The organism is Acinetobacter sp. 1294243 (genome assembly GCF_000588015.1).
GTDB lineage: Bacteria > Pseudomonadota > Gammaproteobacteria > Pseudomonadales > Moraxellaceae > Acinetobacter > Acinetobacter pittii.
This window is the reverse complement of record NZ_JFXG01000012.1, coordinates 64,027-88,041: the sequence shown is the minus strand read 5'-3', so window position 1 is coordinate 88,041 and position 24,015 is coordinate 64,027. Positions and strand designations below refer to the sequence as shown.

Annotated in this window: 18 protein-coding genes; 6 read left to right on the top strand and 12 right to left on the bottom strand. The window is 38.8% G+C overall.

What is annotated here, in order from left to right; all coding sequences use genetic code 11:
- Both bioA and J655_RS18370 read right to left on the bottom strand, forming a co-directional pair.
- Positions 1-1,281, bottom strand: a complete 1,281-nt coding sequence (bioA, locus tag J655_RS18375) for an adenosylmethionine--8-amino-7-oxononanoate transaminase (RefSeq protein ID WP_032006740.1) — start codon at positions 1,279-1,281, stop codon at positions 1-3.
- Positions 1,282-1,380: 99 nt separating this feature from the next.
- Positions 1,381-2,106 (bottom strand): alpha/beta fold hydrolase, encoded by a 726-nt coding sequence (locus J655_RS18370; RefSeq protein ID WP_032052754.1) that lies wholly within the window; start codon positions 2,104-2,106, stop codon positions 1,381-1,383.
- A gap of 356 nt (positions 2,107-2,462) precedes the next feature.
- Between J655_RS18370 and otsB the strand changes: the two genes are divergently transcribed.
- Positions 2,463-3,314, top strand: a complete 852-nt coding sequence (gene otsB / locus J655_RS18365; RefSeq protein ID WP_032006738.1) for a trehalose-phosphatase — start codon at positions 2,463-2,465, stop codon at positions 3,312-3,314.
- On the top strand, positions 3,302-4,735 hold the full coding sequence (locus J655_RS18360; protein ID WP_032006737.1) for an alpha,alpha-trehalose-phosphate synthase (UDP-forming): 1,434 nt from the start codon (positions 3,302-3,304) through the stop codon (positions 4,733-4,735). Before otsB ends, J655_RS18360 begins: the two co-directional genes overlap by 13 nt.
- A 69-nt stretch (positions 4,736-4,804) precedes the next feature.
- Here the strand turns inward: J655_RS18360 and J655_RS18355 are convergent, their stop codons facing one another.
- The 7 genes from J655_RS18355 to J655_RS18325 form a co-directional block, all read right to left on the bottom strand.
- Positions 4,805-5,998, bottom strand: a complete 1,194-nt coding sequence (locus tag J655_RS18355) for an MFS transporter (RefSeq protein WP_023187685.1) — start codon at positions 5,996-5,998, stop codon at positions 4,805-4,807.
- A gap of 289 nt (positions 5,999-6,287) precedes the next feature.
- A complete protein-coding gene (ftn, locus tag J655_RS18350) occupies positions 6,288-6,752 on the bottom strand; it encodes a heteropolymeric bacterioferritin subunit Ftn (protein ID WP_001214863.1) in 465 nt (154 codons plus the stop codon).
- Positions 6,753-7,004: 252 nt separating this feature from the next.
- Entirely contained in the window at positions 7,005-9,044 is a 2,040-nt protein-coding gene (gene ligA, locus J655_RS18345) for an NAD-dependent DNA ligase LigA (protein ID WP_032052753.1), read from the bottom strand.
- 94 nt (positions 9,045-9,138) lie between these two features.
- Positions 9,139-10,185: a cell division protein ZipA C-terminal FtsZ-binding domain-containing protein gene (locus J655_RS18340; protein WP_017399785.1), complete on the bottom strand. Its 1,047-nt coding sequence runs from the start codon at positions 10,183-10,185 to the stop codon at positions 9,139-9,141.
- Position 10,186: 1 nt separating this feature from the next.
- Complete coding sequence (gene smc, locus J655_RS18335) at positions 10,187-13,636, bottom strand: chromosome segregation protein SMC (protein WP_032006735.1); 3,450 nt, start codon at positions 13,634-13,636, stop codon at positions 10,187-10,189.
- 10 nt (positions 13,637-13,646) lie between these two features.
- Positions 13,647-14,342 (bottom strand): GntR family transcriptional regulator, encoded by a 696-nt coding sequence (locus J655_RS18330; RefSeq protein ID WP_016144478.1) that lies wholly within the window; start codon positions 14,340-14,342, stop codon positions 13,647-13,649.
- Between the two features lie 256 nt (positions 14,343-14,598).
- Entirely contained in the window at positions 14,599-15,402 is an 804-nt protein-coding gene (locus tag J655_RS18325) for a sulfite exporter TauE/SafE family protein (protein ID WP_032006734.1), read from the bottom strand.
- 30 nt (positions 15,403-15,432) lie between these two features.
- On the opposite strand from J655_RS18325, the gene J655_RS18320 reads away from it, so the two are divergent.
- Both J655_RS18320 and J655_RS18315 read left to right on the top strand, forming a co-directional pair.
- Complete coding sequence (locus J655_RS18320; RefSeq protein WP_032006733.1) at positions 15,433-16,185, top strand: biotin--[acetyl-CoA-carboxylase] ligase; 753 nt, start codon at positions 15,433-15,435, stop codon at positions 16,183-16,185.
- Positions 16,186-16,200: 15 nt separating this feature from the next.
- A complete protein-coding gene (locus J655_RS18315) occupies positions 16,201-16,935 on the top strand; it encodes a pantothenate kinase (protein WP_032006732.1) in 735 nt (244 codons plus the stop codon).
- A gap of 49 nt (positions 16,936-16,984) precedes the next feature.
- Here the strand turns inward: J655_RS18315 and ffh are convergent, their stop codons facing one another.
- On the bottom strand, positions 16,985-18,397 hold the full coding sequence (gene ffh / locus J655_RS18310) for a signal recognition particle protein (protein WP_002120334.1): 1,413 nt from the start codon (positions 18,395-18,397) through the stop codon (positions 16,985-16,987).
- Between the two features lie 140 nt (positions 18,398-18,537).
- Between ffh and J655_RS18305 the strand changes: the two genes are divergently transcribed.
- Together J655_RS18305 and J655_RS18300 are read left to right on the top strand one after the other, a co-directional pair.
- The gene (locus tag J655_RS18305) at positions 18,538-19,347 is read left to right on the top strand and encodes a cytochrome C assembly family protein (protein ID WP_002120294.1); all 810 of its coding nucleotides are present in this window, start codon (positions 18,538-18,540) and stop codon (positions 19,345-19,347) included.
- A gap of 84 nt (positions 19,348-19,431) precedes the next feature.
- The gene (locus J655_RS18300) at positions 19,432-20,376 is read left to right on the top strand and encodes a tRNA dihydrouridine synthase (protein ID WP_025464116.1); all 945 of its coding nucleotides are present in this window, start codon (positions 19,432-19,434) and stop codon (positions 20,374-20,376) included.
- 83 nt (positions 20,377-20,459) lie between these two features.
- On the opposite strand, the gene J655_RS18295 is transcribed toward J655_RS18300, so the two are convergent.
- Together J655_RS18295 and J655_RS18290 are read right to left on the bottom strand one after the other, a co-directional pair.
- Positions 20,460-21,413 carry a DUF6160 family protein gene (locus J655_RS18295; protein WP_032006731.1) on the bottom strand — a complete coding sequence of 318 codons (954 nt, stop codon included), beginning with the start codon at positions 21,411-21,413 and terminating at the stop codon, positions 20,460-20,462.
- A 161-nt stretch (positions 21,414-21,574) separates the two neighbouring features.
- Positions 21,575-23,986: a DUF6160 family protein gene (locus J655_RS18290; RefSeq protein WP_019767931.1), complete on the bottom strand. Its 2,412-nt coding sequence runs from the start codon at positions 23,984-23,986 to the stop codon at positions 21,575-21,577.
- Between the last annotated feature and the right edge of the window lie 29 nt (positions 23,987-24,015).

Sequence of the window (24,015 nt, the reverse complement as noted above, 5' to 3'; positions counted from 1 at the left end):
TTAATTCGCTCCCTGCATCGTTTGAACAACTTCAACCAATTGTTCGAGCAAATCGCTTAACTCTTGATGCGTGATGACATACGGTGGCATCACATAAACCAATTTTCCAAAAGGACGGATCCAGATTCCGCGGTCTACAAATTGTTGCTGTAAAGTTTTCATATCAACATTAAAGGTGAGTTCTACTACACCAATTGCACCCAGCACTCGCACATCGGCAACATAATCAAGCTGACTTAAAGGCGTTAAATATTGGCTAAGCTGTTGTTCAATTCGCTCAATATTAGCCTGCCAATCTTGCTCAATTAATAATTGGGTACTTTTTAAAGCGACCGCGCAAGCAAGTGGATTGGCCATAAAAGTTGGGCCGTGCATAAATACCCCAGCCTCACCGCGACTAATGGTTTCTGCTACATACTTTGTCGTTAAAGTAGCAGATAACGTCATGTAGCCGCCCGTTAGCCCTTTACCTAGGCACATAATATCTGGCTCAACTTGTGCATGTTCCCAAGCAAAAAGCTTACCTGTACGACCAAAACCAGTGGCAATTTCATCAAAAATTAATAACAGATTATATTGTTCACAAAGTGCTTTCGCCTGACGTAAATATTCAGGATGATAAAAACGCATCCCCCCTGCACCTTGTACAATCGGCTCAATAATCAGTGCAGCAAGGTTTTCATGATTTTGCTGAATAGCTTCTTCTAGCTCGGCAATATCTTCTTGGTTCCACTCTTCATGAAATTTGGTTTGCGGTGCTGCTACAAAAAGACGGTTCGGTAAACTTGTACCAAAAATTTGATGCATGCCTGTCACTGGATCACAGACCGACATCGCATTCCATGTATCACCGTGATAACCAGAACGTGTAGTAATAAAATTTGTTTTTTGTGGTTGGCCTTGTGCTGTCCAGAATTGCACAGCCATTTTCAAAGCAACTTCAACGGCAACCGAACCTGAATCTGCATAGAAAATTTTATCGAGACTTGGCGGCGTAATTTTTAAAAGAATTTTTCCAAGTTCAATTGCAGGATCATGAGTTAAACCACCAAACATGATATGCGACATGTTCTGTAATTGATCTGTCACTGCCTGATTGAGTTCAGGGTGGTTATAGCCGTGAATTGCACACCACCATGACGACATCCCATCAATTAAAGTCTTCCCATCATCTAGTTCAATCGTTGCCCCATAGGCACGTTTAACTTTAAACGTTGGTAAAGGTTGGGTCATTGAGGTATATGGATGCCAAATATGTTCCAAATCAAAATTATCGGTCATCCTCTATACCCTTTTACAGCAATTAAATCTTTCATTTAGCATATGTTAAACCTGTTAAGAATGAAAGAAAATTGCGAGATCAACCAAAGCTTATTAACTTTACTGATGAATTGTTAAAAATTGGCAGATTTCTTCAATTGTTCGATCTACTTCTAGGTATGGAAAAGCATGAGTAGCGCCTTCTAATACTTTATAACTCATGTTTTCTGTCGCGATATCCTTGAAATTTTCACTAATTTTGCAAGGAATGACATTATCTTGCTCGGCAAACACATGAAGCTGCGGACCTAGATAGTTTTTTAAGTTATTTACCAAATTTAGTTGCTCAAGCATTTGCAAACCTTCTGATAGCAATTCACTTGAAGGCGGATTTGCTATGTTTTGCATGCTTATCCAATCTTGTTTAGCCTGAGATGAACCGAGTGTAATTAAATAATAAAAACGCTTTAAAGTGGCTTTCGGGGTTTGTAAAAAAAAAGTCTTAAATTGACTAAACACATCAGCAGGCATAGCAGTCTGCCAATTATCGTTGGTAACAAAACAAGGATTTGAAGCGAGCGTAATTAAAGTTTTAGTTTGCCCTGTTTGTTCATAAAAAGTATTAACCAGTTGAGTTGCTAACTGTCCACCTAAAGACCAACCTATTAATACATCAACCTCAGTAACTAAATCAAGCTGGGCACAATAGTTAGCATCTAAAATATTAAAAATATTAATAAGTTGTGTTTGATAGCCAGCTTTTTCCAATTGCAATTTAAGGGACTGCAAAGGCTCCACTCCTACTCCCCAACCTGTAATTAATAAAATTTTATTTTGTAACTTCATATGCCTGTCCAAAGCCAACTTTATAAGGATTATATAATAATATCGAGTTAAAATATCTTTTAAAATCAATATAAAGAGTAAATTTTAGAGCATAAAATTAAGCATTTATAATGAGTTAATATTCTGAAATATATTGATAAGTAAGACCCGCATTATTCATAGTAAATATACAAAAATTTAATTATCTAAACATTGAAGCCAATCAAAAAACAACATACTCCACACTTCGCCTATAAATCCATTATGCAATGTAATTAATGTTAATACTTATGTTTTTTTATTAAAAAAAATGACTCACCAATTCATTTTAATGCTAGAAGATTAATTATTGATCAAAAAGTATTAGGAAGGCTAATATGAACAGTCAAAACACAATATCTGATGGGAGAGAAAAAAATACATCTTTTGTTACACCCAACGATATTATAAATAACTTATCTTTAGATAAAAATTACTGCTTATTTTTGGATATTGATGGTACATTAGCACCCTTTCAAATTAATCCTGAGCATAGTTTTATTCCACAAACTACCTTAGACGTTATAAAAAAAATTACTAAATTAAATATACCTGTTATTGCTGTAACAGGTCGTGATGTAGATACAGCAAGCAAACTACTACATCCTATTGAAGTTCCAATTGCTGGTTTACATGGTTTAGATATTTATTTTGATTCAGGAAACTATATTCGACCAGATTTAAGCAGTATTAATTTCAAAAATTTAAAACAAGATATTACCAAAAATTGTGATAAATATCCCGAATTATTAATTGAGGATAAAGGATATTCTATTGCCTTACATTACCGTAAAAATCCTAATTTAGAAAATAATGCCATTAATATTATGCAGAAAATTAATCTCAATTATCCTCAATTAAAAATAAATAGAGGAAAATTTGTTGTTGAATTAATTCCAAACCAAGCTGATAAAGGTAGAGCAATTGAAACTATATTAAATCATCTTGATTTACCTGCTGTATTACCTATTTTTATAGGCGATGATTTAACAGATGAATCTGGTTTCACTTACATTAATCAGCAATCTGGCCTTAGTATTAAAGTAGGTCCGGGTGAAACACAAGCAAAATATAGATTAAAAGATATTGATAATGTCGCGGATTTTCTTCTTTTATTTAAAAACAGAATAAAAAGCTTATATGTCAAAAATAGCCAAAATCAGAATGGAGAAAAATTATGTCTAAATTAATCGTATTATCAAACCGGATAAGTATGCCATCGGGTAAAGCTTCAGCAGGTGGTCTTGCTGTAGCTGTACAAGATGCACTAAATGATAGTAACGGCATCTGGTTAGGCTGGAATGGGCAGCAAATTACCGATAGCGAAGCACCAGAATTTGAGCAGGCTTATTCTCAAGGAATTGACTACATTACCTGTCCCCTCACTCATCAGCAATATGCCCAATATTACTGTGGATTTGCAAATAAAGTTCTCTGGCCAGCAATGCATCATAGAGATGATCTGATTGAGTATGATGCAGAAGAGTACAATACTTATCAAAAGGTTAATCGATTATTTGCTCAAAAGCTAAAAGAGCTTGCTCAGCCTGAAGATCTTATTTGGGTGCACGATTACCACTTTTTTAGTGTGGCTCGCTATTGCCGTGAATTAGGCATGCAAAACAAAATTGGTTTCTTTTTACATATACCATTTGCTAGCCTCAATATCTGGCGCAAAATTCCAGTGGGCCGAGAATTAATTCAAGACTTGAGTCAATATGATGTTATTGGTTTACAAACCCAAATCGATCAAAATGCATGTATGCAAACTTGTCTAAATTTACTCGAAGCTCAGAAAATACAAAGTAACAGTATTAGCTACAAGAAACGTCAAATATTAATTAAGTCATACCCAATTGGTGTTCAGCCTGAACTTATACAAAAACAAGCCCAACAAGATTTGGCGACCTCTTCGGTGTTTAATTTTGAAGAAATTCCACGTCAAAAAACTATTATTGGAGTTGATCGTATTGATTATTCAAAAGGTTTACTCGAAAGATTTAATGCATTTGCAACGTTCTTGGAAACCAGCCCTGAATATCATGGCTTAGTTCGACATCTTCAAGTGGCAATCCCTTCTCGTACTGATATTCCAGCTTATCAACGCTTATACCAACGTTTTAAAACCAAGCTGGAGTTAATTAACGAAGAGTTTGCGCATGAAGACTGGAGGCCAGTAGATTGCTGCTATGACACGGTACAACACCATAATCTTATGCACATTTATCGTCATTCAGATATTTGCTGGATCAGTTCACTACGTGATGGGATGAATCTAGTGGCTAAAGAATATATTGCGGCACAAGACCCTGAAAATCCAGGTGTGCTCATTTTATCTAAATATGCTGGTGCTGCTGAGCAGATGTCTCAAGCCTTGATTGTTGACCCACAAGATAGAGCGGCAATGATGGATGCTTTAAAAATGGCTTTAGAAATGTCTAAAGCTGAGCGTATTAATCGTTATCAACAATTGATAGAGGGATTAACATCATCTGATCTTACCCATTGGCGAAATAATTTCTTGGATGATTTAGAAAAGACACCAACTTTACTAATGAAGCCTCAGCGATTATTACAAGATAATTATCAATCTATTTATCAGGTTTTATAAATCTAAATAAAAGAACATCGAGAAATTCAATTTCTCGATGTTCGCTATTTGGTGATTATTATTTATAAATTAATTTGTCTTTACTAATGTAAAGCGGTTAAGTAAAGCAATAATAAATAGTAATACAGCGACGCCTGTTAAAACTGTACTTAAACCAGTCCATTCCCCAATTAAACCGATTAAAGCTGGTCCACTTAATGAACCGGTATAGGCAATTGTTGATACTAAAGATAGTGCTGCTGCTTTAGGCATATTGTTTTGTCGACCAACACGAGAAAACATCACGGGTACAATATTAGAACAGCCTAATCCTAACAGTGCATAACCCAATACAACCACTTGCCACACTGGTGCAGTTACAATAACAGTCATACCAATAGCGGCTCCAATTGCACTATAAGTCACAATATTTTTTTCACCCCATTGCTTAAGCAAGATATGACCTGCAAAACGACCAGTCGTCATGCTAAGCGCAAAGAAAGTGTAAGCTAAACCAGCAAAAGCAGGATTAAGCTGATATTTACTTGTTAAATAAATACCACCCCAGTCCATTGCTGCACCTTCTGATAAAAAGGCGATAAAACACATCATACCAATAAGCAGAATAATGCCATCAGGACGATAAAGTTTTTTGGGCGCTTGAGTGGTATCTTCAAGTGGCTTTTCATCCTGTTCAAAAGACGTTAAACAAGATGGAATCGCAACGCCACCAATAACAAGTAAAATCATAACGACTGATAAAGTACTCATTAGAGGTGAAAGCCCTACTGCCAATAATGCTGTCACAAGCATAGCGCCCGTTAAGCCACCAAGACTGCACATTCCATGGAAGCTAGACATAAGAGCTCGCACACTATGTTTTTCAACAACTACTGCTTGTAAATTGATAGCTACTCCAAGACATCCTGCTGCCGATCCAAAAATAAACAATGCTACGGCCATCGTCACAATGCTGCTCCACATCGTAAGGCTAGGCAATAAAACCATTAACAACATCAATGCCAAAGCAATTAACGGACGACATCCCCAGCGCTTTACTAAAGCACCAGTCGCAGGCATAGCAATCATTGACCCGATACCCATACACAGCAAAAGTAAACCAAAATCGGCATGATTTAGGTTTAAACGCTGCTGTGCAAAAGGAATAAGAGGTGCCCAAGCTGCAGTCGCAAAACCTAAGCTAAAAAAGCTTAGTCGTGTTGCAAGACGCTGTGTACTTAGGAGAGTAGCTGTATCTAAAACAGCAGGTTTGGTAAATAACATATTTCGCGAACTCACCATAAAATCATTGGCGATCCATACCAACCGATTTTCCATAGAAAAACCCTTGCCTCATTAAATTTCTAGGCAAGGGTTTTGTTGGCGAAATTATAAACAATTTCATAAAAAAAACAGGGGGTGTGATACAATTTTTCTGACTTTTTTGTAACTGCCAAAGCCTTATATAGTAAGGCTTTGAATATGTTCAATTTGACAAAATCAACATCTAAGTCAAGACTTCATTTTATTAAAATGAGCCAATAAAAAACCCAGCCTGAGCTGGGTCTTTTTATTAAATTTGAGATTGAATATAGTTTTGTAATCCAATCAACTCAATTAAACGTAATTGCTTTTCTAACCAGTATGTATGGTCTTCTTCAGTATCTGATAATTGTTGACGCAACATATCACGGCTAATGTAATCGCCCTTCTCTTCACAAAGTTTGATACCTGTCGCTAACTTTTCACGAACATGATATTCAAGCGCCAAATCAGCTTTTAAACAAGATACAACGTCTGTACCAACATTGATATCTTCACGGTGCATGTTTGGTTTAGCACCTAAAAACAATACACGGCGAATGATCGCATCAGCATGAGAAGCTTCTTCTTGCATCTCATGATCAATACGTTCATAAATTTTATTTAAACCCCAATCTTCATACATACGAGAATGGATTAGATATTGATCACGGGCAGCCAATTCTCCGCCAATGAGCATATTTAAATAGTCTATGACTTCTGGATTGCCACGCATAATAAATCTCCTATCGTATGAGAACTATTATGGGCAATCTTAAAAGTGATTGCAAAACAAAAAATGGTTAAGTTTATGATTTTTATCAAATTAAAATGAGAAACATACGCATTTGCAGTTTAAGTTATTTAAATTTCCTCTGCAAAAAGAAACGCTTGTCCAATTTATAAGTTCAGACAAGCGTTAAAATATGGCTCAAACCATCAATTTATAAATTTGTAACTAAAATCAATGGTTCTTATTTCGGTAGATCTATTCGCTTAAAGTCTGCCCGTAGCTCGCCATAAGTGATAAGAAATCAGTCTCATTCATAACAGCAATACCTAGTTTTGCTGCTTTTTCTAATTTCGAACCAGCCTTCTCACCCGCAACAACACATTTGGTTTTACTCGATACACTACCGCTTACACGCGCACCTAATGCTTGTAGCATTTGAGTTGCCTGATCACGCGTCATTTGCTCTAATGTGCCCGTTAACACCCAGCTTTCGCCATTTAATGGCTGTCGTGTTGGTGCAGTCGGTGCATCCCAATGAATACCCGCAGCAATTAAGCGATCAAGCACTTCAATGTTGTGCGGTGCCAAGAAAAAGTCAGCAATCCATTCTGCAGTAATATCACCAACATCTGGTGTTTTCTTTAAAGCTTCAACATCAGCAGCTTTAAGCGCTTCCAAAGTTTGGAAAGTATTGGCTAACATCCGAGCTGTTGTTTCACCTACTCCACGAATTCCTAAAGCATAAATAAAACGCGCAAGCGTTGTCTTTTTACTAGCTTCAATCGCATCAATCAGATTTTGTACCGATTTTTCGCCCATTTTTTCAATCCCGAGTAAAGTTTCTCGGTGTTCGTGCAAATGGTAAATATCGGCAACATCTTTGAGCAAATCGAGGTGTAATAAAGACTCTACCCAACGATCGCCTAGGCCTTCAATATCCAGAGCTTTACGTGATACGAAGTGACGAATCGCTTCAATACGCTGTGCAGCACAGTACAGTCCACCAGAACAACGTGCTAAAGCTTCCCCTTCAGGCATTACAACTGGTGAAGCACAAACAGGACAGTTTTCAGGTAAATGTACAACTTCGGCATCAACAGGACGGAACTCTGGCCAAACTTTTTCTACTTTAGGAATAACATCGCCTGTACGATAAACACTCACCGTGTCACCAACACGTACATCTAGGCGATGGATCTCACCAATGTTGTGTAAAGTTACATTGGAAACCGTAACTCCCCCTACGAACACAGGGTTTAAACGCGCTACTGGAGTCAAAGTACCTGTACGCCCTACTTGCCAATCAATCTGATCAACCGTAGTTAATGCAGCTTGGGCAGGGAATTTATAAGCAGTTGCCCAACGTGGTTCACGACTTAAAAAACCAAGTTGTTGCTGTTGCTTTAAGTCATCAACCTTTACAACCATCCCATCAATTTCAACTTGTAAATCTGAACGTTCTTGCTGAATTTGCTCATAACGTTGCTGTACTTCTTGAATTGAATTACAAAGATATTGACGTTCAGCAATTTCAAATCCAAGTTTTGTGAGCCATTGCAGACTGTCATGCATGGTAGTTAAGCCATGATTAGGTTCACATTGAGCGATGCCGTAAGCATAAAATGCTAAAGGTCGAGCCGCAGCAATATTAGGATCGAGTTGTCTTAAACTACCAGCTGCGGCATTACGCGGGTTTGCAAATGTTTTATCGCCTTTGGCTTCCTGTTCAGCATTGAGTTTTTCAAAACCAGACTTTGGCATAAGTACTTCACCACGAACTTCCAGCAAATGTGGAATTTCAAAGTGATCTGAATGTAACACTTTAGGCAAATTACGAATCGTTTTAATGTTCTGCGTAATGTCCTCCCCAGTTTCTCCGTCACCACGTGTAACGCCACGTATTAACACACCATTTTCATACCAGAGAGAAATCGCAAGACCATCAAGTTTTAGTTCGACTTCGTATTGTATTTTTTGATTAGGCAAACGCTCTTCAACACGACGTGCAAATGCAAACAAGTCTTCCTGATTAAAAACGTTCCCCAAAGAAAGCATCGGAACTACATGAGTCACACTTTGAAATTTAGAGAGTGCTTGTCCACCTACTTTTGTTGTTGGTGAATCTGATTGAACAAGATCAGGATATTGCTCTTCTAAAGCTTTTAACTGGTGAAATAAATGATCATATTCACTGTCCGAGATTGTCGGCTGATCCATGACATAGTAGGCATGGTTATGCTTTGCAATCAGTTGAATAAGCTGACGCATCTGTTCGATCACGGAAGTTGTTGCCATTATGTTATTCACCATAAAAAAGGGTGGAAATTTCTCCACCCTGAGCTGCGACTAGATATGTTGCAATTATCGCAACGAACGTAAAAAATTAAAACTAGGCGGTCGCCTGTGCCGGACGATAATCAATCACATGATGACGCCAATGCTCTTTTAATTGTGGCGTAAATTCAAGATTATTCTCATCGTAAACTTTGCCATCAATTTCGCGAGCAATTAAACCTGCAATACTCGCCATCATGTCAAAACCAGTCACGGCTTTACTGTTTGGAAGGGCAAGGAAAAATGCTAACCCTTGAACTTGTTCAGTAGATAGAGTTTCAAGATCAAAACCAGCTGGTCCATTGTCTGTCATACGTAATACAGAGAACATGAGTACACTCGGCTCATCGGTATTTTCATAACGATGGAAGCACGACATTTCACCGTAGCGTAAACCATATTTTAACAGCACTTTAAGCGCTTTATCGCCAGACAATGCACGACGAGGGTTTGGATACACATTTAGCGCAATAATCTGTTCAGCCATCGCTAATGCACTTTCATCATCATAACGTTGCTGTTCATGTAAATGCACATCCAGAATATTACTCTCGCCTTCAAACTCAGCAATTTCGGCAGTTTCAATATTCGGGTTTAAACTCAACTCAGGCTCAGTTTTTTCGCTTTCAGCTTCCAGATTTTCTTTTGCTAAAGCTTCAGCTTCCGGTTTAACAGAAACTGTATCAACCAACTCAACTGAACCATCTTTATGAATGGTAGAGCTTGGTACTGTTTGTTCAGATTTAATTTCTTCTACAGAAGCATTTTCAACAACTGCTTGAGTTTGTTCAGTTTGAATTGCTTTAGCGGGTTCTACGGTCTCAATTTCTGACTGTTTTGTTTCAGGTACTTGTGACGGCGCAGCTTCGCTTAAAGTCGGTTCTACTCGCTCTGCACTAGTCACCGCTACAGATTCAGCTTCAGTTTTCTCAAGCTGATCTCTCACGTGCCTAGGTATAACCGGTTGATTACTATCAGGATTGATATGCAAATCACTGTCTAATGAGGGTTCAGCATGGTTTGGCTTTTTTAAAATCATTTTTAAGCCAATTAGCATAATTATAATGGCAACAACGATGCCAATAATCGTATTGATTTCCATTCTATGACTCCGAAACTAACCCGTATTCTTTTGCCTGTTCTAAATCGACAGTGACTAATTTTGATGTACCCGGTTCAGGCATGGTCACACCCAACAAATCAGTTGCCATGGTCATCGCCAGCTTATTATGTGTAATGTAAATGAATTGTACATGTTCAGAAAGTTCTTTTACCAAATTACAATATCTCTGAACATTCGCATCATCAAGTGGTGCGTCCACTTCATCTAGTACACAAAACGGTGCCGGATTTAATCTAAAAATCGCAAATACTAATGCTAACGCTGTTAAAGCCTTTTCTCCACCGGAAAGTAATGCTAGAGAACTATTTTTCTTACCCGGTGGCCTTGCCATCAGTTTAACACCAGATTGCCAGTCATCTTCAAGACTTAAACTCGCCTCACCACCATTAAAAACCTTTGGAAACAGGTTTTGCAACTCCTGATTGATCTGATCAAAAGTTGTCATAAACAGCTTACGGGTTTCCTGGTCAATGCTTTTCATCGCATCTTTTAATTGAGTTACCGTATTTTCCAAATCTTGAATCTGGTGACTCAGCTCATCAAAACGCTGAGAAACTTCTTCAAACTCTTGTGAAGCGGCAAGGTTAACCGCTCCAATTTTTTCAAACTGTTTCTGTACTTTTTCCAGTTTTTGCTGGTGCTCGGCTAAATCTATTTGTAAGCCTTTTTGGAGTTCGGCATTTAGCTCTTTAAGCTGCTCTTGATAATGCTCACGATCTGACTTGGCTGCTTGCCATGCCAACCGTTTCGCTTCAAGTTGTTCTCTAAGCTGCTCATCTTTTTGTTGATATTGATGACGCTGATCGGTCAAAGTCTGCTGTTTTTCCTGCACACTATTGAGTTCAAGCTGCCATTCATTCCAGTTCTTTTGCAACTTTTCAGTTTGAGCAAATTGTTGCTGAAACTCTGACTCAAGATTTGGTAGCTCTAATTGAATAGGGTCAACAAACTTTTTCGCGTGTTCCATTTGAACTGCAATTTGCTGATATTGGCTCTGCAAGAACGAGATATCTTTTTCAAGCAACTCAATCTGTTGAGTTGTCTGCGTGCTATTACGGCGTAAAATTTCACGTTCTTGTTGCTGATGTTGCAGAGCTTGTTGCTGTTCCTCAAGCTGCTCTGTTAATTCTTCTACCCGAAATTGCAAAGTTTTATAGTCAGGTAAAATGGTTTCAAGCTTGATTGCCAATGCATGCAAATCAATTTCAAGATCATCTTTTTGCATTGCATCTTCTTCAAGCTGCATGTCTAACTGACCAAGTTGATCTTTTAATTGCTGTTTTTGCAGTAAAAATGCTTGTGCTGCGGTTTGTTGCTTGGCAATTTGCACATCAAGCTGTTGTAAGTCTTTTTGCTTTTGTTTCACAACCTGCTGCTTGTGCTGCACACCTAACTGTAATTGCCCTAAATCATCTTTTTGCTGAACTATAATTTGATCTAATACTTGTAATTCTGGTTGCTGCTTTTGAAGAGCTTGTTCAATTTCATCTAGACGAATACGGTGGCTCAGCATACCTTGTGCACTTTGACTTTCGTCATCATACATAAGGGCAATCACCCAATCCTGCCCGACATGATAGCCATCTAAAGTCAAAACAGACTGGCCATGTTGCAACTGCTTTTGCTCATTTAAAGCTTGAGTCAAATCTTGTGCAATCGCTACATTTGCAAAGATTGATAGCTGTGGCGATGCAATCCACTCATTTAAACAAGCCAAGTTACCTTTAAATTTACTTGTTTGCTCTGAAGGTTTTAGCTGGCGAGCAACTCCTTCTTGAAAGACTTGTTCAGTCTCAAGAATATGAGCTTGTAACCATTTTGCTAAAAACTTCTCAACAATCTGCGCATGTGGTTTACCTTGCTCTGTTAACTCTAGAGCCTGCATTAAACGTAGCGTATCTTGGTTTTGCTTTGGATTTTGTTTAGCAACAAGCTGGCTTAGGTTTTTCTGCTCTGATAATAAAACTTGGATTTCTGTTTTCAGCGATTGCTGCTGATTTTTGCTTGACTGATGTTGTTGTTGAGATTGCTCTAAATGTAGCAACTGTTGCTCAATTTCAGTTTCAAGCATCGAAATTTCACTACGCAACTGCTGTTGTAGTTGCTCAAGCTCACCCTGCCCATCTTCATAAACATGCGATTGAATTTGGTTTGCTTGATGCTGCAAAGTTTCTTTTTGCTGCTCAATACGCTGAACATTTTTACCCAACTGTTCAATTTGAGCTGACATCTGCATTTTTTGCTGCTGTTGTTTTTCAACCTGAGCTTTTACTTGTTCAAACTGTTGTTGTGCTTGTTTCTGCTGAGATTGTAAATCAGCAAAGTTTTGTTCAGCCTCCGTTGCTGTATGCTCAACTCCAGCTAAAGCTTCTGTTTGTTCTTCTAGCTGATTATTCAGTGTTTCAAGTTGCAATTCAGAAAGCTGTAAACGTTCTTTAGTTTGGAATCTTTGCTGCTCTAACTGAACGAGAGTGGTACTATTTTGCTGGTATAGACTCTGTTTTTGTTCAAGAGTCATTTTCAGCTCAGATAGTTTCTTTTCAGCTTGTTGCCATTCTTGTTGTAGCGGTGAAGATTGCTGAATAAGTCGCTGAAACAAAGCACTGGTTGCTTCTAAATCATGTTCAATCGTGCTTAATTCTGAGCGAACCAATTTAAAGGTTTCACCCAATTCATTCATTTGAACGGTATATTCTTCTTGTAGGCGTACACTTTTCTCTGCCTGAAAAGATAAAATTTCAATTTTAAGCGTACGAATCTGGCTTTCTAAAGTTTTATATTGAACCGCTGCTTCCGACTGACGTTTAAGCGTTTTAAGCTGCGATTTTAACTCTAGTGCAATATCGTCTAAACGTGAAAGGTTTTGCTCTGTATGTTCAAGATGCTGCAAAGTTTCACGGCGACGAGCCTGATAACGAGAAACACCCGCGGCTTCCTCAATGAACACACGCATTTCTTCAGGCTTGGCATCAACCAAGCGGTTAATCATGCCTTGCTCAATGACCGCATAAGAGCGTGGTCCTAAGCCTGTTCCCAAGAAAATATCGGTAATATCACGGCGGCGACAACGTGTACCATTCAAGAAATATTCTGATTTACCTTCACGCGTGACCTGACGGCGAACAGCTAACTCATTATAAGCATTATACGATCCGCCCAACTTTCCATAAGTATTATCAAAGCGTAGCTCAACACTGGCCACACCAACGGGTTTACGTTTGGAAGTTCCCGTAAAAATAACATCTTGCATGCTACCACCACGGAGCTGACGAGCGTTTGACTCACCCATCACCCAGCGGATTGCATCGATTACATTGGATTTGCCACAACCATTTGGACCAACCACTGCTGTGCGGTTAGCCTTAAAATTTAAGGTTGTACTATCTGCAAAAGATTTAAAGCCGGAAAGTTTTAAACTGCTTAAACGCATAATGCCCTAACTAGCGGCGTGAGCGTCTTGCCCAAGCCAATTCAATCTGTTTCATTCGTGTCAGCGATTCCAACACAAGGTTACGTAAGTGTCGACAAAAATCTTCCATAAATAAAGCGGCTTGTTGTGATTTTCGGATTAAAATTGCATCAGTCACGAGTTTAAATAATGCAAATGCTTCTTGTAGTTCCCGCTTAGAGGTATTTAAGGTCAAAAAATAACTGCGACGTAATGAAGGTAATAACTCTTTATAAAATTTCATTAGATAAGGATTCCCCACCATATCTTGCTGTTCAGCTAAATATTGGAAGACTCCATCATAAAATTTTTCGATATCACCTGCTTTGACATGCTCAAGAAGTTGCTCTAATAGCAACTGTAATTGATCTGCTTCATGCGCACGCCATGTTTCGCTCATGCGTTGTACAATATGCCCCAATAACATCATATTTGTATCAAACAACGCTTTAACTTGTTGTGCAGACATTTCTGAAACAATTGCCCCACGGCGTGGAAAAATCTCAATTAAATGAGTACGCTCTAATAATAACAATGCTTCACGAACTGATCCTCGGCTAACGTCAAGTTCTTTGGCAATACGTAGTTCTTGAATACGTTCGCCTTCTACTAGCTCGCCACTAATGATCTGTTCGCTAATATATTTGACAATTTGCTCAGAAAGACTTTCTGTCTCTTCGAGATTCATAAATCACCCGCTACTTTTTATATGCATTAATCCATGCTTTTCTTTCGCATCCTTGTTTTTAACTGATCCCATCGATTAAAAACTATGTCATTGTCTGACAATTTTATTGCATTTTAAGCCAACTCATTTAAAAACAACACCAAAATCAGATGAATAAAAGCTTGGAACGCTCTTATATTTTATAAATAAAAAAAGCTCGAATTCCTAAAAATTCAAGCTCTTACACCGCAGTCTTATAAATTTGAGATTTTAGTCTCTAGTGCATAATGCCTTTATAAATAAAATAACTACCCACCACGACTAACAAACAAGCAAAGCATTTTTTTAACATCTGCGGCGACAACGCATGAGCAACCTTTGCTCCAAACTTCGCCGTGACAAAACTCATGACACTAATGCCAATAAACGCATAGATATGTACGTAACCAATCGTGTTAGGCACTGAGATTTGTTCTTTTGCACCAAACCACATAAAGCCAATCGCTCCAGCAACCGCAATTGGTAAACCGCAAGCGGCAGAAGTCGCGACTGCTTTTTGCATGACCACGCCATGACGGTTTAAGTATGGAACGGTTAAACTTCCTCCCCCAATTCCAAAAATTGCAGAGGCAATACCAATTCCTCCACCCGCCATGAATTGCATAGGGGTTGTAGGAAGCTGACGCGTTGGATCAACAACTACATGTGCTCCTTTAAACATCCGATAGGCCATCACAACCGCAAAAATACCAATAAGAAGTTGCAAATGCTGGCCAGACATCAGGTCAGCAATCCCCGCCCCTAAAAATGAACCCAACACCAGTCCAGGAGCTAAATTACGAAAAACAGGCCAAAGTACTGCACCCTTTTTATGATGAGCTGAAACAGAACTAAAAGACGTTACGATAATAGTTGCAAGCGATGTTCCGACTGCAATATGCATGATTACCGCTGGGTCATAGTGCAATTGGGTAAAAACGACATAGAGGATTGGTACAATAATTAGTCCACCGCCTACCCCAAACAATCCGGCAGTAAAACCAGCAATTGCGCCAATGAGTAAATATATGATTAACTCCATAAATGTTTTACCACTCTGCTCATATTCAACATGGATTTAGAGACTCGCCAACTACAACAACTTTTAAGCGCAAAAAACCAGCTTCCAGAAGTGGTTTTATTAAAAGCAACCACAACTTCGACCAATGATGATATTCGTGAAATTGCCCAAAAAGGCATTACAACGGGCTTGGTTTGCAGTGCTCAACAAACTCAAGGGCGAGGTCAACATCAACGGCAATGGATTTCACCTGAAGGAAACATTTATTTAAGCACATTGGTGCAAACTCGAACACCCTTAGATGGTCGCTTAGCACTTGAAGTTGCTCTGAATATTTTACAAATCCTCCAGTTACAAGCTCTGAATCTGCAAGTGAAATGGCCAAACGATTTATATAGTGCTCAGGGCAAATGGGGTGGAATTTTAGTCGAACCACTGTCTCAGCACCAGGCTATTGTAGGTGTAGGTATTAATTTAAAAACACCACCAGTGACTGATAGTGATCAGCCAATTACCTCTTTAGAGGATTTAGGTCTAGAGCAAATGGGTCGTCTTGAGTTAATTTCAGAGCTTTATGTTGCTATTCAAAATGCTGCTCGCTGGTTTGATCATGGCTGCTACAACTTGGCTGGACGTTTTAACCACCACGCTGCATGGCTTAATCAGTTAGTTCAATTCGAACATAGTCAAGGACTGATACATGGCCGTTTCGTTGGAATTTCCAATGAAGGTGCAGTAATTCTTGAAACTCCAGAACCACAGCAGTTTTATCAAGGTCGCCTAAGACCACAAATAACTCAGTAATCAGGTATTTTCCCCATGAAAAGTTTATGGCTTGATATCGGAAACACCCGTTTAAAATACTGGATTACTGAAAATCAGCAAATTATTGAACATGCAGCTGAGCTACATTTACAGTCTCCTGCCGATTTATTACTTGGGTTAATTCAACACTTTAAGCATCAAGGCCTGCATCGCATAGGGATTTCTTCGGTACTTGATACCGAGAATAATCAACGCATTCAGCAGATTTTAAAATGGCTTGAAATTCCAGTAGTTTTTGCGAAAGTTCACTCTGAATATGCAGGTTTACAGTGTGGTTATGAAGTCCCGAGTCAGCTCGGAATTGACCGCTGGTTACAAGTACTCGCTGTAGCTCAAGCAGATGAAAACTATTGCATTATTGGTTGCGGAACAGCGCTCACAATTGACCTAACTCAAGGTAAACAGCATTTAGGAGGTTACATCCTGCCTAATTTGTATTTGCAGCGAGATGCTCTTATTCAAAATACCAAGGGTATTAAAATTCCAGACTCCGCTTTTGACAATCTAAATCCGGGTAATAACACTGTAGATGCAGTACATCACGGTATTTTATTAGGCCTGATTAGTACCATTGAAAATATTATGCAGCAATCACCTAAAAAGCTGCTGCTGACTGGTGGTGATGCAAAACTATTTGCCAAGTTCTTACAAAAATATGAGCCTGTGGTGGAAACCGACCTTTTACTCAAAGGACTACAGCAATATATTGCTCATTATCCTAAAGACTAAAATACACAACAAAATAAAAGGCGCTATATGCGCCTTTTATTTTATGGATTTATTTCTTTTGGTCGTTGTTACCAAACAGTGGACCCATTCCGCCACCGCCACCGCCAAATTGCTTTTGCATATTGCCTAATGAACGCATCATTTTGCTCATACCAGATGGATTGGCAAACTTCTTCATCATTTTGGCCATTTGTGCTTGTTGCTTGATAAGTTTATTCACTTCAGCAACATCCATACCACAACCTGCCGCGATACGCTTTTTACGACTTGGGTTCATCAAGTCTGGGTTACGGCGCTCTTTAACAGTCATTGACTGGATAATCGCTTCCATCTTCTTGACTTGTTTTTCAGGGTTCGCTTGCTCAATCGCTTGCTGAATTCCTGCACCGCTCATGCCAGGCAACTTGTCTAAGAAGCCCATCATACCGCCCATTTTTTTCATTTGCTCAAATTGCATCAGCATATCTTCAAAGTTGAAGCTACCGCCTTTTTGCAATTTTTTCGCCATTTTTTCGGCTTTTTCTTTGTCGATTTTACGTTCAACTTCTTCGACTAAAGAAAGTACGTCACCCATGCCTAAAATACGTTGAGCAACACGGTCTGGATGGAATGGTTCTAAAGCGTCAAGCTTCTCACCCATACCCAAGAACTTGATTGGCTTACCAGTAATGGCACGCACAGAAAGCGCTGCACCACCACGTGCATCACCATCAGTTTTAGTAAGAATCACACCGGTAAGTGCTAAAGCATCATTAAATGCTTTTGCTGTATTTGCAGCATCCTGACCTGTCATGGCATCAACCACAAACAAAGTTTCAGTCGGCTTAACTGCTGCATGCAATTCTTTAATTTCATCCATCATGTCTGCATCGACATGTAGACGGCCTGCCGTATCGACAATCAATACATCAGCAAACTGGATTTTTGCCTGTTCAATTGCACGATTAACAATATCAATTGGCTTTTCAGAAGGATCTGAAGGAATAAAGCCTGCACCAACTTCATTTGAAACAGTTTCTAACTGTTTAATCGCTGCCGGACGGTAAACGTCGGCAGAGACAGTCATTACTTTTTTCTTTTGACGTTCTTTTAAGAAACGTGCCAGCTTGGCAGCAGTTGTGGTTTTACCTGCACCTTGTAAACCAGCAAGTAATACTACAACAGGAGGTTTCGCACTTAAATCAAGTGTTTCATTCGCCTCACCCATCATCTTGGTGAGTTCGTCATAAACAATTTTTACAAATGCCTGGCCTGGTGATAACTGAGTCATCACTTCTTGGCCCAATGCCTCTTCCTTAACTTTCGCGATAAATTCACGAGTTACAGGTAACGCGACATCGGCTTCAAGAAGTGCCATACGTACTTCACGTAAGGTATCTTTAATATTGTCTTCGGTCAGCTGCCCTGAGCCAGTAACATTTCTTAAACTCTGTGTGAGTCGTTCTGTTAAGGTATCAAACATTGCAAAATCCGCTTAAAATGGCTAGTTGCAAAAAAATCTTTCTCGAAATAGAAAATTTATGCATAGAATGCTATAGGATACTTTAGTTCGCAGCGAATTTATATCTTATATAGATGAATTAATCCTGAAAAAGGTTTGACATGATTAGCCTCCCCTTGGTTTATACAATTTTGGCACTCATCGCATATACCACTTCTTTCTGGTATCTGTTTATTCGTTTAATGTCAAAACGTGAACCAAACTCATGGTTATTTGCTTTTGTTACTATCTTGGCATTAGTACTGCACGGCACAGTTTTATGCGATGCCATGCTTACACCAGCAGGAATTAACTACGATGTATTTAACCTGATGTCTTTTACATCAGGGCTTATGTTATTGTTAAGCTTAATTTTTAGTACTTTTCGCCCTATTCTGCCATTAAATTTGTTAGGCATTCCTGTCGCAGCTATTGGTCTTATTTTAGGGTTTGCCTTTAGTCGACCAGATCAATTTATTGAACAGCATTCGTTAGGACTTGATACTCATATCATTCTTTCGCTTTCTGCCTATGCAGTTTTACTGATGGCAACCATACATGCGATCTTGATGTGGTTCCAAAATCGTGAACTCAAAAAGAAACAAAAAAAACGTTTCTGGGTCAACTTACTCCCGCCAATTCAAGCGATGGAATCTTTATTATTTGACCTAATCATTACAGGTTTCATTTTATTAACGATTGCGCTTACATTTGGTTTTTTAACAATTGATAGCTTCTTTGCTCAGCATCTCGCTCATAAAACCGTATTTAGTATTATTTCTTGGTTTATCTATGGCTCATTACTGATCGGCCATTACAAACTTGGCTGGAGAGGCCAAAAAGCAATTCGTTTTACCTTAATGGGTTTTGTACTTTTAGCGATTGGATTTATCGGCAGTAAATTTGTACTTGAGATGATTTTAGGGCGCTAGAGAAATTATAATTTAATCGATACTAGACAGCGTTATGCATATCCCGTATAACGCTGTTTTCGTTTTACTCAGGTGACACAGACTGTGAAACTCATACTCGCTCCAATGGAAGGTTTAACTGACCCGATCATGCGGGATACACTCACATCTGTTGGTGATTTCGACTGGTGTGTGACCGAATTTATTCGCGTTACAGACAGTATTTTGCCAGACCACATCTATTATAGTTTTTGTCCTGAACTAAAAAATGATGGTAAAACAGCAGCCGGTACCCCTGTTCATGTTCAGTTCCTAGGTAATAATCCAGATATGCTGGCAGCAAATGCAGCAAAAGTTGTTGAATTGGGTGCACCTGCAATCGACCTTAATTTCGGTTGTCCTGCAAAAACCGTTAATCGACATCGTGGTGGTTCAGTCCTTCTTGATGAACCAGACGTGGTACATCTGCTGATTAAAGCAGTGAGAGATGCTGTACCTGCTCATATTCCTGTTTCAGCAAAAATGCGTTTAGGTTACCTCGATGAAAACCATACAATGGAAAATGCCCACGCTGTCGAAGATGCAGGTGCAAGCTGGTTAACTGTACACGCTCGAACTAAAGCAGATGGCTATACACCACCAGCTTATTGGGAAAAAATTCTACCTATTAAAGAAGCTTTAAAAATTAATGTCATTGCTAACGGTGAAATCTGGACCAATGCTGATGCTAGAGCCTGTCAGCAACAATCTGGCTGTGAAGACTTAATGATTGGCCGTGGTGCGGTAACGACTCCAGATTTAACCCAATGCATTCGCCAAAATATGGATGAAGCATTATTTAGTTGGGAACAACTCGTTGACTTACAAATTCGCTTTTTAAACGGTCAAGCAAAAACAGAAATTGGGATGGTTGGTCGTTATAAGCAGTGGTTAGGCATGATGACCAAAGCCTATCCTCAAGCGAAAGAATTATGGGATCAGGTGAAACGTATTAAAGCTTTAGATGAAATTGTTCAACAATTAGAACACACCAGATCAGATACTATTTAACTCGGCATAGCCTTTAAAAAAAAGAGGGCGATTGTTTTCACAACTGCCCTCTTTCGTATTTCAGGTTAAGCTATTATTCTTTTTTAAAAGCCGCTTACTTTCATTTTAAAGTCAGTTACAGAAACGCCAGTAACACCAAAACTCCCCATAGAACCATTAGGTAAATTATTAAACGTTGTTGTATTTTGAGTACCCATATTCCCTAAAGTGACATTATTAAGTGAAGCATCAAATTTACTAGATGCGCCTGTATTCCCAAAAGTTAATCCAGTTGGATCAACTCCTGCATAAAAACCATCTAATACAAAACCAGTTGAGGTATTTGTTCCTGCAAACTTAAACCCAAATGTAGCACCCGTATTATCGGACACTAAAGTAATTGGACAACCCGTAGCAGCAGAACAAATAGATTGAATTGCCCCACCAAATTTAACCATGACGGACTGCGCAGCATGGCCCAGTTGAATATTTAAACGAGGTTTATTGGCTTGTACAAAGTTAATATCTAGATTTCCAGTAGAGCGAATGATTTCTTTTACACCCGTATTTACTGTCGTTCCCGAACTAAAAATTGATTTTGGTGCATAACTTGTTAATGCATAATCGGATGGGCTAGATAAAGATGTACTTGGGGCTAAATAAACTGAAAAAGGTAGAAGTCGAATTCCGTTTACATCATTCCCCATAGATATAGCTAAATTTAAAAAAGGATTTCCCCCCCCAGCATCGGTATCCATTGCAATATTAAAAGAAGGATTACCCGATACAGCGGCTTTAATAAACTCTATACCAGAAACTGGATTAGTAGAGTTTCCAGCAATAACAAAACCAGCCTTGCTGTTATAAGAAGTTGAAGCAATACCGTTAGTATCAATGAGTGCGACTTGATTAAATTTAACTTTATCGGCCTGAATTCCTAAAGTTAAACCATTTTGGCCCGTCGTTGCTGCAAGGCTTTGATCATCCAAAGGTTGCATTGCAAAAACACTTGAACTACTGACAAGTAGCAGCCAAAATCCTATATTTTTATTCTTCATGTCGCTCTAATCCTTAAGAGACAAACGCTTATTATTTGTTCAGACTATCAGAATAATATTCAAGTACAAAGCAATTATCTCTATAACCCGACGAATGCAAATCCAATCACACTAAAATAAAATTTATATAAAAAAGTGACGATAATCGTCACTTTTTTATATTAGTTAAAGGCCCCATTTCTAGGCACAATACTAAAGCTACTATTTAAACGTCCACCCGTAATTGCAAGCTCACCTAAACGTGCTCCCGCTCCTGTTGAAGGCGGATAGAAATTAATATCTTTAACACGTAACGCGCCGTCAATACTCTTATCAGGGTTGAAATAAACCGCTGTATTTACCCCAACTTTACCTAAACCACTTGTTGTATCTTTACCCACAACCAAAGCGGTATTAAACGCTAGCTTTCCTGTAATATTGTCAAAACCAATTGCAGAACCATCAATCGGATCACTAATTTGAACCGTATTTCCAGTTGCTGTCGCAGGCACTGTGAAATCGCCGAGTACAGTTAAAGCACTACCATCTGCAATTGAACTATTTGGCACAATTGATAAGTTAAGATCGCCACCTAAACGGAGTTTTAGACCAAATAAGACATCATTATTTTTGGCAAAATTATCAATAGGTGAAGAACATGAACCCGTCGCTGGACAAGTTTTATATTTAGCCCCTGGTAAATAACCAGCTGCAATTTCTGTTGATAAAGCAAGTAGCATCTCTTTTAAACTAATATTAAGACTGCCATTTTCTAAACCAATACTTCCATTACCTTTGAGGAACATATCAATATTACGTAAGCCCATGTAATAATCAGTAGGACTACCACCATTATTAGCATTTGGAGAACCATCAATTAATAAAATTGAGGTTGTTTTAGTTCCAGTCGCATCACGTCCCGTAGTTCCAGCAGCAATACCAAAACCTAAACGCGAAGTCGTTCCAGATGCAGCTACAGCATTTCGAATAGGCTTACCATTTGCATCTTTTGTATAGTAATAAGCACTATTTGCCGGTGCATCTAAACCATATACAGCAGCGTTAGCATTTAAATTATAAAAAGGTAAGGCTAAGCCCCACTGGTTATTTGCACCATTATCTGCAAACTGATTGGCAGCAGCAACATTTGCACTTGTAGTAAAACGACCGCGTCTTGAAAATGCTTGAAACTCTGCTCCACGCATCGCAAGAATTAAGCTAAACGGATTAGTCACCGTATCACGGTGAATATTATGCTGATAATCAGCAGCTGTTGTTAAAGTACCCGACCCTAAACGAATTGCATTTAAAGTCGCGTTGTTTGGCATTAATAATGTTTTTGTATCAGCAAGATTTAAATAAATATTTCCGCTGTCAAAATAACCGCGTGTAGCTGAGTTAAGACCTGTTAAATTACCAAATTCGAAACCATAGGCATTCAGACCTGCTCCACCAATTTCTAAAGTGGTTGCTTTGCCATCTGAGCCTAGCATTGAGTCATTGTCTTTAGTGAATTCACCTTTCATACGAAAGGCAATTCCAGAATTACCTAAAATACTATTACTTGAGCCCGTACCCGTAGCGGTATTTGCAGTGCCTAAAGTGGTGGTATCCGCCGTACCATCCATACCACGGACTTGTAAATAACTATTTACCATACGTCCGCTAGCACCTAAACGAATCAAACCTTTTGCATTCTGTGGGCTATTAGTTGCATCTAAAGCATAAGGATTAGTTTTATCTACATTCGAACTGAGCATCACCTCAATATTCAGGCCTGAATTGGTTACTTTGCCACTACTGTCAACATAAGTACCCGCAGTTAAACCAGAAGCTGAATCTGCTACACGGTTAAAATCAACATAGCCATAGGTAGTATTCGGAGTTTGTCCTACACCAGCAACATTAGTTCCAGTATTTGTCTGTAAAACCAAGCCACGAGTTGGGTCAATCAACATGGCTCCTTTACCAACAAAATTAAAGTTAAAATTTCTTAAAATTAATTGATTTAACTGGCTGCGAGCATCCAATTGCCCTAGATAAATATTGGCATTATTAATACCAAGTGTCATGCTTGACTGGCTATTTGCATTAAATAAGCCATCTTGGGTTGTAAGTGCCAAATTTAGTGGGGAAGTTGTTTGAATAGCCAGCTGGCCCATTGTTGGTGAACAAGTAGCAGAGGTATTACATACTTTAACGCTATTTACGGTAATAAGTGATGGACTGCTTTGCATAGAAAAGTCGAGTCCAGTTTTACCCGTAGTTGGGTTACTCCCTACATCTAAACGGTAATTTGTACTTAAAGGCTGACTAGATGCATTACTTTTTTGAACTTTTATCCCGCTCGCTTGAGCTCTTAAGACCTGATCTGCACTACTAGGTGTACCTGCATGGTCATCCCAGTAAGCATTATCAATATTGATTTCATTAAACGTCGTTTGAATCGAAATCCCATCTTGTCCATTAACAGCACTCAAGTCAGCATCTGTTAAAGCTTCTAACGCAAAAACATGTCCGCTCACTAACAACATGCTGGTTGTTAATGCGTTTAAAATAAACTTTGAGCTGTGATTTTCTTTATTTTTTTTCATCACTTCAGTTCCTTTGAAATCTACATTAC